This window comes from Neobacillus cucumis (assembly GCF_016908975.1).
GTDB lineage: Bacteria > Bacillota > Bacilli > Bacillales > Cytobacillaceae > Neobacillus > Neobacillus cucumis.
Genome location: NZ_JAFBEX010000037.1, coordinates 1 through 15,896, shown reverse-complemented (window position 1 = coordinate 15,896; position 15,896 = coordinate 1). Strand labels below are relative to the sequence as shown.

Here is a 15,896-nt window from a genome sequence, read left to right as displayed (position 1 = left end):
CCACTTCCTGATTTTCGCTACTAACAAACCGCCGCCTTGTAGTTATAAACACAATTGCCCCCTATACTAGTCATATATAAGAAAATACAGCTTGTTTATTAAAATAAGCTGTATTTTCGCCCATTATACCATAACTGTTTCCTTTGCCGCTTTTAGAGGCCGATACACCGGTTCCCACATTGCGTTTCGTACTGCTTGCTTAATATCGTCATGTTTTATTCGTGCCACACCATCGGAAACAGCCGCTTTTGCCACTTCAATCGCCACGATTTCTGAAATAGCACGGAGATTCTCTACTGGCGGAAGTAAAGGGGCACCCGGCTTGCTTACATCGATCATGCCCGCCACAGCTTCTGCTGCGGCCGCGAACATACCATCAGTGATGACACTGGCACCGGACACGATTGTCCCAAGTCCAAGCCCTGGGAAAATAAGAGCGTTATTGGATTGTCCGATTACATATACTGTTTTGTTGTATGTTACAGGAGAAAATGGACTTCCTGTTGCTACTAGTACTCTTCCCTCTGTCCAATGGATTAGATCAGCAGGCTTTGCTTCCGCAAGCGGAGTCGGATTGGACATAGGCAAAATTACCGGTCTTTCAACGTGCGCTGCCATTTCTTTCACAATATCCTCAGTGAATGCCCCCGCAACAGTTGAAGTTCCGATCAAAATAGTTGGATGTACTTGACGAACGACTTCAGCTAAGCCTGATCCTGCATTTTTTTCTTCAGCAGGACGCGCATATGGGCGCTGAAAGTCGTACAATTCATCCATATCTTCTACCAGTAAACCATTCTGGTCAATGCACCAAAATCTCCGGTTCGCTGATTCCCATGAAAGCCCCTCACGTACCATGGCATCACGCACTTGATCAGCAATTCCAATACCGGCTGTACCCGCCCCGAATATGACAACACGATGCTCACTGAGCGGAATATCAGAAGCGCGCACTGCCGCCAGCACAGCAGCAAGCGATACGGCTCCTGTACCTTGTATATCGTCATTAAATGTACACACTTTATCTCGATACTTGTCTAAAATGATTCGCGCATTTTGGGAGCTGAAATCCTCCCAATGCAGCAAAGCATTAGGAAACATTCTCGCCGCCGTACTTACAAACTGCTCAATGAATTCATCATACCGCCCATACCGAACACGAGGATGGCAATTTCCGATGTAGAACGGGTTGTTCAGAAGCTCATCACGATCGGTGCCTACATCTAAAATTACAGGCATGACACGGGCGGGATCGATTCCTGCTGCGGCTGTATAAACGGCTAATTTACCAATCGCGATATTAATACCGCCAACACCCCAGTCACCAATTCCTAAAATGCCTTCCCCATCGGTAACAACGATTAAATCGATATCCTCTGCACTCGCTCCAAAGTTTTCAAATGCTTGTTCAATGCCATTTGCATCATTAATAGATAAATACACCCCGCGCGGTCGGCGGTATTCGACGCTGTAACGCTGTATTGCTAACCCGACTGTCGGTGTATATATGATCGGAAGCATTTCTGGTAAATGGTCCGTCAGCACACGGTAAAACAATACCTCGTTTCGGTCATGCAGTGCCGATAATGCTACATTTTTATGCAAATCGTTCGGCTGCGAGGAGAATTGTTCATAAGCGCGGCGTGCCTGCTCATCGAGCGTCAGTACTGCCGGCGGCAATAATCCTGTTAACTCCAGCTCCTGTCTCTCCTCCTCCGTGAACGCAACCCCCTTATTCAACAACGGTATAGCCATTAATTCCTTACCTCGTAAGGCCGTTTCCACATCCCCATTCGGACCAACCTTGAATTTATACATATAATCCCTTCCTTTTCCAATCAACTTCTGCCTATTAATTCTCAATATTTATCCCTTACATCAAGCAAAAAAGGGCCGCTCCGCCCTCCTTTGCTTGGCATGTACAAGTTTACTGTCTATCTAAAAGAACTGCACCTGCGATACCTGGGTGTGTCATTTCATAAGGGTCCAAAATTAGATCAAGCTCTTTTTCTGATAATACGTCATATTTCAAGCATAATTTACGAACCGACTGACCGGTTAAAATAGCTTCTCTCGCAATACGTGCAGCAACTTCATAGCCAATATGCGGATTTACCGCTGTAATAATGCCGGCACTATTTTCTACATATTCCTTCATTCTTTCTTCATTTGCTTCAATTCCCTTTAAACAAAAGTCTGTAAATGCACGAAATGCATTATTCATAATACTGATGGACTGAAGTAAATTAAATACGAGAACAGGCTCCATAACATTCAGTTCCAGTTGCCCCGCTTCAGATGCAAGACATATCGTATGGTCGTTTCCAATAACTTGGAACGCCACTTGATTAATGGCCTCAGCCATTACAGGGTTCACTTTCCCCGGCATAATGGAAGAACCAGGCTGACGGGAAGGCAATGTGATCTCGCCTAATCCCGCGCGAGGGCCGGAAGCCATCAATCTCAAATCATTGGCAATTTTGGACATGTTCATCATACATACTTTAAGTGCTGCCGATACTTCGGTGTAAACATCTGTATTTTGAGTTGCATCCACAAGGTGCTCAGCTCCTACAAGTGATAAGCCGCTAATATCGGCAAGATGCTTAACTACACGCTCAATATAGCGAGGGTCTGCGTTCAAGCCCGTTCCCACTGCCGTCGCGCCCATGTTCACCTCATATAAATGCTGGCGTGATTGTTTGATGCGCATGATATCACGAGCAATTACGCGGGCGTATGCTTCAAACTCTTGACCTAATCGAATCGGTACAGCATCCTGCAGATGAGTACGGCCCATTTTGATGACCCGGTCAAATTCTTTTGCTTTTTGCTCGAATACGCCATGCATATATTCCATTGTTTCTAATAATTTTTCTAACATATTCAATGTTGAAATGTGAATCGCAGTCGGAAAAGCATCATTAGTAGACTGTGCCATATTCACATGGCTGTTTGGACTAATATGAAAGTAATCCCCTTTTTCTTTACCGATTAATTCAAGCGCTCGATTGGCAATGACCTCATTCGCATTCATGTTCATTGATGTACCTGCACCGCCTTGAATCGGGTCGACAATGAAATGATCGTGCCACTTGCCGTCAATGATTTCTTGAGAAGCCTCCATTATGGCTTTGCCCACCCCTTCATACAGGCGCTTTGTTTCCATATTGGCAAGAGCAGCCGCTTTCTTGACAATGGCCAAAGCTTTAATTAGTTCTTCATGAATGGTATATCCTGTAATAGGAAAGTTCTCAACCGCACGCAATGTTTGGATGCCGTAATAAGCATTTACAGGCACCTCTTTTTCCCCTAAAAAATCCTTTTCAATCCGAAAGTTTGGTTTTATTTCAGTTACTGTCATTACATTCTCCTCCTATCCCTTTATGCAGCGTCTGTTTCTTTAACAGAATCCATATAGTCCTGCGCTTTGTCTTTATCAAATTCGCCCTCCCATTTCGCCATTGAGATGGCAGCCAATGAGTTTCCTAAAACGTTTACAGCAGAACGAATCATATCTAAAATACGATCGATGCCAGCAATCAAAGCAATTCCCTCTAACGGTAATCCCATTGAGCCGAGTGTCGCCAGCACAACGACAAACGATGCACCTGGGACGCCCGCCATACCTTTTGAAGTCATCATAAGTACAAATAACAATGTAATTTGCTGCATCAACGACATGTGTACGTTATACATTTGTGCAACAAACAGCGAAGCAAGCGCCTGATAAATTGCTGATCCCGTCAGATTGAATGTGTATCCTGTCGGAATGACGAAAGATACGATCGCCTTCGGACAACCGAATTGCTCCATTTTTTTCATGATGTTTGGGAGCACTGCCTCAGAACTCGCTGTTGTAAAAGAAATGATAAGTTCTTCCTTTAAAACCTTAATAAGCGTAAAAATATTTATTCCTGTCATTTTCGCGTTTATTCCTAAAATCACAATAGCGAATAATATGACAGTTACATACACAGCCAATACAAGCTTTCCAAGCGGAAGTAATGTGCTCACTCCGAAATGGGCCACCGTCACCGCAATAAGAGCGAATACTCCAAACGGAGCAGCCTTCATTACTTGATTTGTTACCCAAAACATTGCTTCTAATACACCTTCAAAGAAATGAAGCACCGGCTTTCCTTTGTCCCCGATTGCCGCGACCCCTAGGCCGAATAGAACACTGAAGAAAATAATCGGCAATAGATCCCCTTGCGACATTGATTCAAACACATTTTTTGGAACAATATGAACAATTGTTTCCGCAAAGCCTTTGTTTTGTGTAGCGCTTGCTGTTTGTTCGTATGCTGAGATATCTCCTTTTGTCAGATGGCTCATATCTACACCAGAACCTGGATGGAACACGTTTGCAGCAAGCAATCCAATCCCCAGCGCAATCGTTGTAATGATTTCAAAATAAAGAATGGTCTTGCCGCCAAGCTTACCTAATTTTTTTATATCACCTACACCCGCCACCGCAACAACAAGTGCGGCTATTACAATCGGCATAACGATCATTTTAATTAAATGAATGAAAATATCACCGATTGGCGCAATGTAGGCAATTGCTGCATTGTTCCCATAAGTAACAGCCCCAACCAATATACCTAAAATAAGTGCAATAAAAATTTGCGTAGCTAATCCAAACTTTTTCATGTCCATCCCCCTTGTTAACGCTTTCAAATTGGAATACTAAAGTAATCTTATAGGCGAAACAACAAAACCCTACAAAAACCTACAAAACGATTAAAAAATTTTTAAAAGATTAAACCGCTACGAGGATCCAAGCTACCTTGCACTTTAAGGTTATATGTCCTGCCGGACATCCAAGTGTAAGGAAAGCAAAAAAGGCCCCAAATTATGAAAAAACATAATTTGAGGGCTGTTTTATTTAACATCGTTTTGTATTTTTCCCCTTTTTGTAATGTCCTCTTTATAGAGATCCTTTTACTTATTTATATTAAACCGTCTACCGTTCTTTGGCCTTTTCACAAACTCCAGGGACTGATTTTTAACCCCAAGACTCTCAACCCGATGAAGCATGTGATTTCATGCGAATATCGTAAGAAGAAAAAAGTCTGCCATATAAATAAGCAAAACTAAGTTGGAGACCTGATGCTATGTAAAAAGGCAGGGACAGGGAACCCAATCCAAAAAGATAGCCTGTAATATACGGTCCAATAGAGGTGGGCAGCCGCATTGAAAAAAGATTGATGCTTGAAGCAAAGCCGCTCCGCTGGTTACGTGTTAAACTCACACTCAGCGCCTGCTGTGCCCCCTGCGTACCACGGTTTAAAGCCGTTCGAAGCATATAAATGACAGAAACAAGTGCGTATGATGATAGTAAGGGCATCAAAATCAAAAGCAGACTTCCGATAAAACGGATGAAAACAATCGACCGGATTGTCCCATGTTTTTGAGATATTCTTGCTTGAAAAATGGAGGTCACTCCGGTCATGAGGAAAGTAACAGCCAAGGTGCTGCCAATTTGAGCATGGCTTGCCCCAAATTTAACCGAAAACCAATAAGACATCATCGGCCCAGTGAGCCCGATTGCAATTCCATTAAGTATGTTAATCGCTGCAAGCTTCAATACCGCTGTATTTTCTTCATGCAAGATTTTCTTTTCTTCATTCCTTCGTCCCTCTTTATTGGTTCTTTGGCCGTTTTCTGCTTCTCCTCCTTGAATGGTTAAAATGATGGAGGCTGTGATCAACGATGCAACGAGAATATAGCAGAATAGAAGGCGATAGGGAGATATTCCAGTTGTCAAAAAGGAGGCAGCCCCCGCTAGCACTGCTCCCACCCCCATTCCGAAAAAACTGAGTGCATTATTCAAACTGTATACTCTGCCACGTTCTGATGTTGGGACAAAGGATGCCAGCCAAGCCTGCTCTGCAGGAGCACATGGACTAGGTGAACCCGCGTCCGCTTTTCCAAACCCGGAAAGGGTAATCGAAATAAATAATAAAATTGGGTTTGTGGTTAATACCCCGACTAGTGCACATCCGGCGGTAACTAGTTCAGAAAGAAGGACAAACGGCTTTCTGCCAAGCCTGTCACTATAAACACCTATAAAGGGTGCAAGAAAAACACCGAGTAATCCTCCTGCAGCAAGCACACTGCCAATCGCTGCTGTGCTCCACCCCAGCGCATCGAGATACAAAGCCAATTCCACTACCATCATGCCTTGTCCAATACTGCGAATAAAATTTACCAGCATGAGCCGCTTGGCAGCCGGGTGAATTTGATCCATTCCTATCAACTTCATATTGATCACTACCTTTTCATTTTTATAGGAAAGATTTAGGTAATAAGGTTTCTACTGTAAAGGGTGCCAATTCTTAATTTCCTTTATTCATAGGCATAAACGCAACAAAGTTAACCGTGGCATAACATGTTTACATGGGATTGATGATAAATTGAGGGATAAGCTTAAAAACTAGAAAGGAAAGGATTAGATATGGAGGTAAATGGAAGGAACTTATTCAAAAATTTAAAACGGAATATTTATAATTCTGTATTTGGCTTACCGTCACCCGGAAACCCTTTGCATACAAAATGAAAACATTCGAAAAAAATGGTGCTAAAGGGTATGTACGTGTCCCCTGCAGCACCACTCTGGCAACGCCTATTTTTTTAATAACCGTTTTATTGATGATCGGTCCTGAGAATACCTTCGATAGGTTAGGGGTGATGATGATTCAAGCGGTTTGCTGTTGGCATCCTGTACAGCTTTTTCAATTAAATGATGTTCTGGTGCCCATTGGCAGACTGGGTCCATCGCATAAGCATCTCCCGTTAAGGCAAAAGCCTGACAGCGGCATCCTCCTCCATCCTGTTGCCTCAAATCACAGGTGAGACAAGCTTTAGGCATTGATTCTTCCCCCCGGAAACGGTTAAAAGATTCTGATTCATACCAAATAAATCCTAGCGAAGACTTACGGACATTTTCAAAAGATAATTCTTTTATTATCCCGGCGGTTGGACACGGAAGGGCCATTCCATTCGGAGCTACCGTTAGAGCAATAGCCCCCCATCCCCCCATGCAAGGCTTGGGTGCAGATGCATAATAATCAGGAATCACCCAAATCATTTCCATTTTCTGCTTCAGTCTTGCTTTAGCGGCTTCATAGACTGCACTTGCACGCTCAATCTGGTCCCTGCTTGGCAGCAGTTTCTCCCGATTCAGCAGTGCCCAGTTATAATACTGGGTGTTCGCCAGCTCCAAGCGCTCGGCTCCCAGTTCTTCCGCAAGCTGAATGATCTCCCCCACCTGATCAAGATTCATTCGGTGTAACACCACATTTAATGATAAATGCATGTCTGCCTGTTTTACAGCCGTGACCGCTTCCCGTTTTTGCTCAAAGGCTTTGTATCCGCCGATCCGATCGGAAAGCTTCGCTTCTGCTGCTTGAAAGCTCACCTGCACATTAGCTAAACCGGCTTCCTTAAGCCGGATCGTTTTTTCCGCTGTTAAGCCAATGCCGCTAGTAATGAGATTGACATACATCTCTAGTCCAGCAGCGTGGCTGATAAGGTCTTCCAAGTCATCCCGCAAAAGCGGTTCGCCGCCAGAAAAATGAACTTCTACTACTCCCAATTCGGCGGCCTCGGACAAGACCCGTCTCCATTCCTCCGTTGAAAGTTCCGTGGCTTCCTTTGCCATTTCAATAGGGTTTGAACAATACGGACAATGCAAAGGACAGCGATGGGTTAATTCAGCAAGCAGCGAAAAAGGGGGATGAACCACACTATGGCTCTGCGTCTTCATGCTGAATCACCACCCAACCCTGATCGGCCATCTCCCGTAAAAATTCGGAAATGTCTGCCTCCATTGTTTTCAAATCGGGCAAAGCACCCGAATTCCTTGTTTCTGAGCCTACCATTAGAGAAGTACTGATGTCTTCAGTGATGGTGTTTACGGTCCGGCTGCCGTCGCATAAACGAAGGATTGATGCGGCAGTTTCGTTTAGGACTACAACCTTTTCCGGTAGCAAAAGGAGATGTTTTTCTCTCACCTTATCAAATTTTAATCGCGCCTTTGCAGCGAGTTTTGGAAGACTGCCAGCTACAAAAATAGACTCCACCACCAATCATTTATTTTTCCCAGTTCACGGTTTAGAGGGATAGGCCTTTTCGATCGCATCAAGCTGTGCCCATAATACATCACATTTGAACCGCAAGGCATTGACAGCCCGCAGCTGTGCTTCCGGTGTTCGACATTGGGTTAATACAAGTCTGAGGGCCACATCCGAATCACAAGGTGCCTGAGTCAAGCGGCTTTGAAAATAATCAAGCCCTGAACGGTCAATCCAAGGATACAGCTGCTCAAAAACTTTTATCCTTTTTGAGATAAGGTCAGGCGAAAACAATTCTGTCAACGAGGAGGCAACAGCTTCAATCCACGGTTTTGTCCGAGCAAAGTTCACATAGGCATCCACAGCAAATCGAACTCCGGGGACAACATGCTCCTCCCGTATGACTTCTTCCCGAGACAATCCTACCGCTTCTCCCAGCCGCAGCCATGCTTCAATACCGCCATCTTCTCCAGGCCTTCCGTCATGATCAAGAATGCGGCCAATCCACTCTCGCCTCAGTTCCCTTGACGGCAGATTGGACAGGATAGCTGCATCTTTAATTGGGACTGATTTCTGGTAGTAGTATCGGTTGGCCACCCAGCCGCGGATCTGTTCTTTGCTTAGGTTTCCTTGGTGCATTACAATATGAAATGGATGTTTGTCATGATAGGAAGAACGCCCTACATTCCTTAGCCGCCCCGTGAATTCAACCGCCGACCAAAGCTCTTCCCTTTTTTTATCACGGCTAACGAACCCTTTTTGATCCAGCAAAAGTCACACCTCCAATTCCATACCGTCATAGGCGACTTCAATACCAAGCCGCTCCACTGTATTCCTCTCCACTGAGTCCTTTTTCAAAATAGGGTTGCTGTTGTTAATGTGGATTAGAATTTTCCTCTCTGCAGGGAAAGAAGCTAATAACTCCAAGGTACCTGATGGTCCGCTAATCGGTAAGTGGCCCATGCTTCTTGCGTCACGAGCAGATGCTCCTATGCCGGTTAATTCATCTTCCGACCAAAAAGTTCCATCTACCATCAGGATATCGGCTTTTTTTAAACAAGCTTCTATAGCCGGAGTGATCTTTTCTAATGTAGGAAAAAAAGCAAGACACCTGCCCGATTCCTCATTATGAAGAACCAGTCCAACCTCCCAAATATCTTCATGACAGTCCAGCTCCTGGGTCGACTTGGCATAGAGCGGCGGTTTTTTCGAAACGGGAACCGGCTCAACGATGATGTTTCCTGCTTCTCCTTCATGTAATGGCCCCACCTTTTGCGGAATGCCTGGATCAAGAGACTGCCATTCCCAGGAACAATAGTTTTTTAGCATTGGAAACACCGGAAATGCGGATTGCAAGCAGCTTCGTACCATCTCAGTCCCATAAATCGTCAGACTGGAACCCTCCCGCAGTGACAAAAGCCCGATCGTATGGTCGAGCTCCGCATCGGTTAAAAAAACACCGGCAAGAGGGGTTTCTCTTATGCCTGGACCTGCATTTAGGGAAGCAAACGATTCAATTTGCCTGAGAATATCCGGTCCTGCATTGATGAGGTACCAGTCCTTTTCATTGGCAGTTACTGCAAGCGAAGATTGTAATAACGGCCGAAGTGCAGTATTTCCTGAGCGGACTGCCCGACAGTTGGGACAGGCACAGTTCCATTGCGGAAAGCCTCCTCCGGCCGATGCTCCTAATACTCTAATTCGAATTTGGCTTCAGTCCTTTCTCTTCGATGCGGGCATTGTTTTTTTCCATATTCCGCGTTTTCCCAAAAAACCTTGCAACCTGCCACCCTATCGCCATATTCACCACAGCCATCAGGATATATAGCAAATAGTCCCCTATTGGATCAGGAAGCAGGAGATCAACAAGCAGCCAGCCACCTGCTGTAGCACCACCAATCATCATACCCATTACTGATTTTAAGTAACGATTCATTTGGCTCACCCTCCATGCTTTAATTAAAATCATGAACAAGAGGCAACCAGTCTGCGCTACTTGGCGATGTAGGAATACATCGTCACTTCGCAAGACGTGTTGATTATTTCGTACTCAGGCTTTAACCACATATGATCCCCCCTTTCATGACACTTTCAATTATGATTATTTTTCAAAAGAGTGTCTGATTTTACCTTTCAAAACAATCTTATGTCAGCGAAAACACCAAAATAACTAGAATTTCAACATGAAGTTGTCCAAATGTAAGCCCGTATTTTACAAAATGCTGCAAATTTACCTGACAAAAAAACAACCTGAGTCTGTAAACTCAGGTTGTCTTGGTTCTATCGTTCGATTTAAGAATGGTACGGGTATTTTTAGTTTTTCATCATCTACCTTAGTACTGACTACTCTTTAAGATAAAATCAACTGTCCATTGACCCTTTTGATTCAATATTCCATGTGTATGAAATGACATTTTAGAATTATCGGTTCGGTAATGATGCATCTGTGCTATTATCGTCCCTCTATACTCATTATTACTTACTTTCTTAAACGATTCTGATTCCTCACGGACTAACGTATTACCAATCCAAATACACGGGTTTTCAATCAAACTTTTAGTGTTCGAACTAACTTGTATATTTGAATTTGAGTTTATCGTATAATGCAGCTGAATGTCTTGGCCGTGGTTTATGATCGTATAGTCATTGATGGTTAACCTGATTCCGTTATCCTCGGATGAACCTAAACCTATACTTGATTGAGCATTAGTCAAAGTCGGGCAGGCAAATCCAAAGACTAAGGCAATACATAAGGCGGCCCCAATGAATCGCACGGTATAATTCAGTAATTTCCTCATTTTACCACCATCCTTATTTTTCGTGAGTATCTGATGTTTCGCCAAACTATATTCATCCTTTTAAGAAACAATCTGAGTCCGTTAAAGGAATCAGACTCGAATTGTTTCTAGAGTAAAAATCATTTCTTTTTGGATAGCCAATCCGCTAGTGCTTCTGCCTCTGCACCTTTAGCCATGCCTGCTGGCATGCGGTCGCCGCCATTTAAAATTTTATTCAATATGTCCTCTTTAGACATAGTTTTACCTATGTGTTGAAGATTTGGAGCTGTTGCGCCTTGAAGATTATCGCCGTGACAGGAAATACAACTTCTTTTGTAAACCTTTTCCGGATCGATAACTACGTCTGCTTCCCCTTGTAATTTTGCATTTTTATTTATAGCTCCAGGTTTTAACTTACCTCCGAGACCATAAACAACAACCTTCGTACCACCAGTAATGACTGCAACATATTCATGGCCGTCAACTGTATATATGGCAGGTGCCATTTTGATTTGTTTTCCTCCACTTTGCATTTTCCATAATACTTTACCTGTTTTAATATCAAGAGCATTTACGTTTCCATCCAATTCCCCGTAAAAAGCAAGACCGGCAGCAGTACTTGTGAATCCGCCATACATCGGATCGTCCGTTTTATTTTGATATACCTTTTTCCCTGTATTCATATCAATCGCTGTAATGGTACCAGAAACATCAACATCTTTTGGCAAAGGAAGGATCTTTGTACCTGGGAAGGTATTATTATCTTTTGCAATCTCTTCTGCATCTTTAGCGGCTACCATTAAATTAGGGCTATTAATACCTGGAATAAGCACATAGTTGGTATCAGGGTCATAAGTCTGTGGAGCATAGCTTTCTCCACCTGGCGTTCCTGGCCATTGAAGTACAGCTTTACTCGCATCGCTTGGTACGTCCGAATGTTGAATTTTTACAAAAGGTACCCCATCATAAATGGTTTTCCCCGTTTTTGCGTCCCACGCATACCACTTTCCATTCTTACCTCCTTCAACCACAACCTTTTGCTTTTTCCCACCGACCTTTGCATTGAGAATCATCGGTGTTGCGGCGGCGTCATAATCCCATATATCATGATCAACTTGACCAGCTGACCACTTAAACTTCCCTGTTTTACTATCTAAAGCAGTGATAGAATCGGTATATGGATTTTTTCCTTTTCTATCTGCATCGTAAAAGTCCGGAGCTGGATTCCCTACTGCAAAATACATCATATCCGTATCTGGATCAAACGACATCGGTGTCCATACGGAGCCTCCGCCCGTAAATTTACCTTTCGCCCAGCCCGTTCCTCTTTCAGGAACGGTCCAAAACGGCTCTTTCCATAGCGGTTCCAGGGTATCTGCTTTAAACGCCCAGACAAAACCTCTTGTACCATTATCACCGCCGCTGCTTCCGACGTAAACGTTGCCATCATAATACATCGGAGCTGAAGATTCATAATATCTGTTTTCTAACTTGATAGAAGGTTCATGATCCCAAAAATTGACCATTTTTAACAATTTTCCGTTCTTCGCATCAAGTTTGGCCAGCCGATTATCTATCATCAAGACAAATACATTTCCATTGGCCACTGCGACACCTCTGCTTGCCACATTGGACTGCCATGGCAAACCATTAATATGATCAAGTACGTCCTTAGGCGGTGTCCATGCCCAAAGTTTCTTTCCACTTGCGGCATCGATCGCAAACACATGATTTTTCGCACTAGTCACATACATGACCCCGTCATGGACGACAGGAAAATCTTCTTGTAAATTTGGAACATCCTTATTCCAATCTAAGATATCCTGCTGCCATGCAATCCCCATTTTTTTTACATTATCTTTTGTAATCTCTTTATAGGGCACATGTCGGGTATGTTGAAAGTCATACCCCCAATTTGGGAACCCTGTCTCATCTTCCTGTTTTGCCTGGTTGGATTCCTTGGTTTCCCCTTTGTTATTTGCATTATTCTTGTCATTATTCGACTGACAGCCAACTATAACCATACTCGCTAGCAATACTAAACTTAATGACTTTAAAAATCGCATCACGGAAATATCCTCCTGACATTATGAAATAATAACTTGGATTTTTGATGATGAATTATTTCACTTAGAGTCTTTAAACCTCCTTAAGACAACTAATATTTATAAGAACATTGGTATATTTACCTAAAGCACAAAATTTATGCAAATAGTGTCTAATTCTTCCTTCTCTCTTTTTAAAATGCAAGTGATAAGTGGTTCTTTTATCAAAGGTTTAATTGTCCTGTTGTACGCCCAATGACTCATTTTAGGCATAAAAAAAGACCCCCAGCCAAAATGACTGAGAGTCTTTGAAACGCCCATATTAACGTTTTGAGAACTGAGGCGCACGACGAGCACCTTTAAGACCGTATTTCTTACGTTCTTTCATTTATATACCAAATATGAAGAAACTTGAAATAAAATGATTTACTAAAAGCCTGATTTACAGGGCTTTTTTTCTTTCTAATAAGAACTAGAAATAATAGCTTTATATATGTTTAGTGGTCAGAATGTGGTCAAAAATAACCTATACTTGTTCAACTAATTCACCCACTAGTTTAGGTATAATCATTCACAATATTTTTTTGGGGGAACCAAATTCAGATTCTTTTTTTGTTGATAATAGAAAAAAAACGCTTATTTAAGCGTTATTATATCTTTTAATTTTTTTTACGTGCCTTATAGAATTCGAACCTCTGACCATACGCTTAGAAGGCGTATGCTCTATCTTAGCTGAGCTATAGGCTCATATATCAATCGACGGAGAAGGAGGGATTTGAACCCTCGCGCCGGTTACCCGACCTACACCCTTAGCAGGGGCGCCTCTTCAGCCTCTTGAGTACTTCCCCATATACAGATGGCTCCGCAGGTAGGATTCGAACCTACGACCGATCGGTTAACAGCCGATTGCTCTACCACTGAGCTACTGCGGAACAAAAATAAATTATTATGGTGGGCCTAAATGGACTCGAACCATCGACCTCACGCTTATCAGGCGTGCGCTCTAACCAGCTGAGCTATAGGCCAATATTGGAGCGGGTGATGAGAATCGAACTCACAACATCAGCTTGGAAGGCTGAGGTTTTACCACTAAACTACACCCGCATTTTTGGAGGCAACACCCGGATTTGAACCGGGGATAAAGGTTTTGCAGACCTCTGCCTTACCACTTGGCTATGCTGCCTTAAGAATGGCTGGGCTAGCTGGATTTGAACCAACGCATGTCGCAGTCAAAGTGCGATGCCTTACCGCTTGGCTATAGCCCAATAATTTATAAAATAGATGGGACGGCTGATGGGAATCGAACCCACGAATGTCGGAACCACAATCCGATGCGTTAACTACTTCGCCACAACCGCCATATTCTTTTCTCTGACAGGGGTAGTAGGAATTGAACCCACACCAAAGGTTTTGGAGACCTTCGTTCTACCTTTAAACTATACCCCTAAAATGGTGGAGGGGGACGGATTCGAACCGCCGAACCCGGAGGGAGCGGATTTACAGTCCGCCGCGTTTAGCCACTTCGCTACCCCTCCACATTTAGAAAAAATCTTTTTAAAAAAAATGGTGGCTCAGGACGGAATCGAACCGCCGACACAAGGATTTTCAGTCCTTTGCTCTACCGACTGAGCTACTGAGCCACACAAAAAATATATCTATATCAACAGCAGGTTTACCTACTGGGATAAAAAATGACGGTCCGGACGGGACTCGAACCCGCGACCTCCTGCGTGACAGGCAGGCATTCTAACCAACTGAACTACCGGACCATATTGCGGGGGCAGGATTTGAACCTACGACCTTCGGGTTATGAGCCCGACGAGCTACCAGACTGCTCCACCCCGCGATAATAATATTTAATCTGAAATAATATGGAGGAGGAAGAGGGATTCGAACCCCCGCGCGGTTTAACCCGCCTGTCGGTTTTCAAGACCGATCCCTTCAGCCAGACTTGGGTATTCCTCCGTGTAAATAAAATGAGTCCTGTAGGACTCGAACCTATGACCGGACGGTTATGAACCGTCTGCTCTAACCAGCTTATCTAAAGGTTCATTAATGATATAGCGGCGGAGGGGATCGAACCCCCGACCTTACGGGTATGAACCGTACGCTCTAGCCAGCTGAGCTACACCGCCATTTTCTTAATTAATATAAATGGAGTCTAGGGGGATCGAACCCCTGACCTCCTGCGTGCAAAGCAGGCGCTCTCCCAGCTGAGCTAAGACCCCATGATTATTAATATTAACTCTCGACTGGTCGGGAAGACAGGATTCGAACCTGCGACCCCTTGGTCCCAAACCAAGTGCTCTACCAAGCTGAGCTACTTCCCGAAATAATAAGCGCGCCCGAAAGGAGTCGAACCCATAACCTTTTGATCCGTAGTCAAACGCTCTATCCAATTGAGCTACGGGCGCATAATTTCTTAAGTGGTGCCGAGGACCGGAATCGAACCGGTACGGTAGTCACCTACCGCAGGATTTTAAGTCTGGTGCGTCTGCCCATTCCGCCACACCCGCAATATTGAACGTTATTTTGCTAGTGCAAAAAAATATGGTGAGCCATGAAGGACTCGAACCTTCGACCCTCTGATTAAAAGTCAGATGCTCTACCGACTGAGCTAATGGCTCAATAAAAAAAAATAAATGGTGCCGGCTAGAGGACTTGAACCCCCAACCTACTGATTACAAGTCAGTTGCTCTACCAATTGAGCTAAACCGGCAAAATACATATGGTGGAGGATGACGGGATCGAACCGCCGACCCTCTGCTTGTAAGGCAGATGCTCTCCCAGCTGAGCTAATCCTCCAAAAATGGTGACCCCTACGGGATTCGAACCCGTGTTACCGCCGTGAAAGGGCGGTGTCTTAACCGCTTGACCAAGGGGCCTAAGTGTATTTTATGCAAAATAATAGCCCCAAAAAGGGGCTTAGCCTGGCAACGTCCTACTCTCACAGGGACAAGGTCCCAACTACCATCGGCGCTGAGAAGCTTAAC

Annotated in this window: 12 protein-coding genes, 21 tRNA genes and 1 pseudogene; all 34 read right to left on the bottom strand. The window is 43.9% G+C overall.

Going from position 1 to position 15,896, the window contains the following annotated elements; genetic code table 11:
- Nucleotides 1-123 precede the first annotated feature (123 nt).
- The 34 genes and pseudogenes from JOC76_RS27575 to JOC76_RS27410 all read right to left on the bottom strand — a co-directional run bounded on the left by JOC76_RS27575 (nucleotide 124) and on the right by JOC76_RS27410 (nucleotide 15,788).
- Nucleotides 124-1,818, bottom strand: coding sequence for an NAD-dependent malic enzyme (locus tag JOC76_RS27575; RefSeq protein ID WP_239558007.1), 1,695 nt, complete (start codon nucleotides 1,816-1,818; stop codon nucleotides 124-126).
- Nucleotides 1,819-1,927: 109 nt separating this feature from the next.
- A complete protein-coding gene (aspA, locus tag JOC76_RS27570; protein WP_205181988.1) occupies nucleotides 1,928-3,364 on the bottom strand; it encodes an aspartate ammonia-lyase in 1,437 nt (478 codons plus the stop codon).
- Between the two features lie 20 nt (nucleotides 3,365-3,384).
- Nucleotides 3,385-4,656, bottom strand: a complete 1,272-nt coding sequence (locus JOC76_RS27565) for a cation:dicarboxylate symporter family transporter (protein WP_205181987.1) — start codon at nucleotides 4,654-4,656, stop codon at nucleotides 3,385-3,387.
- A gap of 370 nt (nucleotides 4,657-5,026) precedes the next feature.
- On the bottom strand, nucleotides 5,027-6,256 hold the full coding sequence (locus JOC76_RS27560) for an MFS transporter (RefSeq protein WP_205181986.1): 1,230 nt from the start codon (nucleotides 6,254-6,256) through the stop codon (nucleotides 5,027-5,029).
- A gap of 375 nt (nucleotides 6,257-6,631) precedes the next feature.
- Nucleotides 6,632-7,774, bottom strand: a complete 1,143-nt coding sequence (pqqE, locus tag JOC76_RS27555; RefSeq protein ID WP_205181985.1) for a pyrroloquinoline quinone biosynthesis protein PqqE — start codon at nucleotides 7,772-7,774, stop codon at nucleotides 6,632-6,634.
- On the bottom strand, nucleotides 7,755-8,090 hold the full coding sequence (pqqD, locus tag JOC76_RS27550) for a pyrroloquinoline quinone biosynthesis peptide chaperone PqqD (RefSeq protein WP_205181984.1): 336 nt from the start codon (nucleotides 8,088-8,090) through the stop codon (nucleotides 7,755-7,757). Before pqqD ends, pqqE begins: the two co-directional genes overlap by 20 nt.
- A 24-nt stretch (nucleotides 8,091-8,114) precedes the next feature.
- Nucleotides 8,115-8,852 (bottom strand): pyrroloquinoline-quinone synthase PqqC, encoded by a 738-nt coding sequence (gene pqqC / locus JOC76_RS27545; protein WP_205181983.1) that lies wholly within the window; start codon nucleotides 8,850-8,852, stop codon nucleotides 8,115-8,117.
- 3 nt (nucleotides 8,853-8,855) lie between these two features.
- On the bottom strand, nucleotides 8,856-9,782 hold the full coding sequence (pqqB, locus tag JOC76_RS27540; RefSeq protein ID WP_307784779.1) for a pyrroloquinoline quinone biosynthesis protein PqqB: 927 nt from the start codon (nucleotides 9,780-9,782) through the stop codon (nucleotides 8,856-8,858).
- Nucleotides 9,778-10,017, bottom strand: coding sequence for a hypothetical protein (locus tag JOC76_RS27535; protein WP_205181982.1), 240 nt, complete (start codon nucleotides 10,015-10,017; stop codon nucleotides 9,778-9,780). The genes pqqB and JOC76_RS27535 overlap by 5 nt, the downstream gene beginning before the upstream one ends.
- Nucleotides 10,018-10,073: 56 nt before the next feature.
- Complete coding sequence (gene pqqA, locus JOC76_RS31005) at nucleotides 10,074-10,148, bottom strand: pyrroloquinoline quinone precursor peptide PqqA (RefSeq protein ID WP_205182009.1); 75 nt, start codon at nucleotides 10,146-10,148, stop codon at nucleotides 10,074-10,076.
- Between the two features lie 266 nt (nucleotides 10,149-10,414).
- A complete protein-coding gene (locus JOC76_RS27525; RefSeq protein WP_205181981.1) occupies nucleotides 10,415-10,879 on the bottom strand; it encodes a hypothetical protein in 465 nt (154 codons plus the stop codon).
- Between the two features lie 119 nt (nucleotides 10,880-10,998).
- Nucleotides 10,999-12,924: an outer membrane protein assembly factor BamB family protein gene (locus JOC76_RS27520; protein WP_239558008.1), complete on the bottom strand. Its 1,926-nt coding sequence runs from the start codon at nucleotides 12,922-12,924 to the stop codon at nucleotides 10,999-11,001.
- A gap of 301 nt (nucleotides 12,925-13,225) precedes the next feature.
- Nucleotides 13,226-13,291 (bottom strand): annotated as a pseudogene (gene rpsI, locus JOC76_RS27515) (30S ribosomal protein S9); the annotation flags it as partial.
- Nucleotides 13,292-13,663: 372 nt separating this feature from the next.
- Nucleotides 13,664-13,751: transfer RNA gene (locus JOC76_RS27510), tRNA-Ser, on the bottom strand.
- Nucleotides 13,752-13,760: 9 nt separating this feature from the next.
- Nucleotides 13,761-13,835: transfer RNA gene (locus JOC76_RS27505), tRNA-Asn, on the bottom strand.
- 98 nt (nucleotides 13,836-13,933) lie between these two features.
- Nucleotides 13,934-14,007, bottom strand: a tRNA-Gly gene (locus tag JOC76_RS27500).
- A 5-nt stretch (nucleotides 14,008-14,012) separates the two neighbouring features.
- A tRNA-Cys gene (locus JOC76_RS27495) sits at nucleotides 14,013-14,086 on the bottom strand.
- Between the two features lie 7 nt (nucleotides 14,087-14,093).
- Nucleotides 14,094-14,168: transfer RNA gene (locus tag JOC76_RS27490), tRNA-Gln, on the bottom strand.
- Between the two features lie 17 nt (nucleotides 14,169-14,185).
- Nucleotides 14,186-14,261: transfer RNA gene (locus JOC76_RS27485), tRNA-His, on the bottom strand.
- Nucleotides 14,262-14,278: 17 nt separating this feature from the next.
- Nucleotides 14,279-14,349, bottom strand: a tRNA-Trp gene (locus JOC76_RS27480).
- Nucleotides 14,350-14,353: 4 nt separating this feature from the next.
- Nucleotides 14,354-14,438: transfer RNA gene (locus JOC76_RS27475), tRNA-Tyr, on the bottom strand.
- 29 nt (nucleotides 14,439-14,467) lie between these two features.
- Nucleotides 14,468-14,543, bottom strand: a tRNA-Phe gene (locus JOC76_RS27470).
- Nucleotides 14,544-14,598: 55 nt separating this feature from the next.
- Nucleotides 14,599-14,672, bottom strand: a tRNA-Asp gene (locus JOC76_RS27465).
- Between the two features lie 3 nt (nucleotides 14,673-14,675).
- Nucleotides 14,676-14,749: transfer RNA gene (locus JOC76_RS27460), tRNA-Met, on the bottom strand.
- Nucleotides 14,750-14,775: 26 nt separating this feature from the next.
- Nucleotides 14,776-14,868: transfer RNA gene (locus JOC76_RS27455), tRNA-Ser, on the bottom strand.
- Between the two features lie 96 nt (nucleotides 14,869-14,964).
- A tRNA-Met gene (locus JOC76_RS27450) sits at nucleotides 14,965-15,038 on the bottom strand.
- Nucleotides 15,039-15,058: 20 nt separating this feature from the next.
- Nucleotides 15,059-15,131, bottom strand: a tRNA-Ala gene (locus tag JOC76_RS27445).
- 25 nt (nucleotides 15,132-15,156) lie between these two features.
- Nucleotides 15,157-15,233: transfer RNA gene (locus JOC76_RS27440), tRNA-Pro, on the bottom strand.
- A gap of 10 nt (nucleotides 15,234-15,243) precedes the next feature.
- A tRNA-Arg gene (locus JOC76_RS27435) sits at nucleotides 15,244-15,317 on the bottom strand.
- A gap of 13 nt (nucleotides 15,318-15,330) precedes the next feature.
- Nucleotides 15,331-15,413: transfer RNA gene (locus tag JOC76_RS27430), tRNA-Leu, on the bottom strand.
- Nucleotides 15,414-15,454: 41 nt separating this feature from the next.
- Nucleotides 15,455-15,530: transfer RNA gene (locus tag JOC76_RS27425), tRNA-Lys, on the bottom strand.
- Nucleotides 15,531-15,546: 16 nt separating this feature from the next.
- Nucleotides 15,547-15,622: transfer RNA gene (locus tag JOC76_RS27420), tRNA-Thr, on the bottom strand.
- A gap of 10 nt (nucleotides 15,623-15,632) precedes the next feature.
- Nucleotides 15,633-15,708: transfer RNA gene (locus tag JOC76_RS27415), tRNA-Val, on the bottom strand.
- Between the two features lie 5 nt (nucleotides 15,709-15,713).
- Nucleotides 15,714-15,788 (bottom strand) — tRNA-Glu (locus tag JOC76_RS27410).
- Nucleotides 15,789-15,896 lie beyond the last annotated feature (108 nt).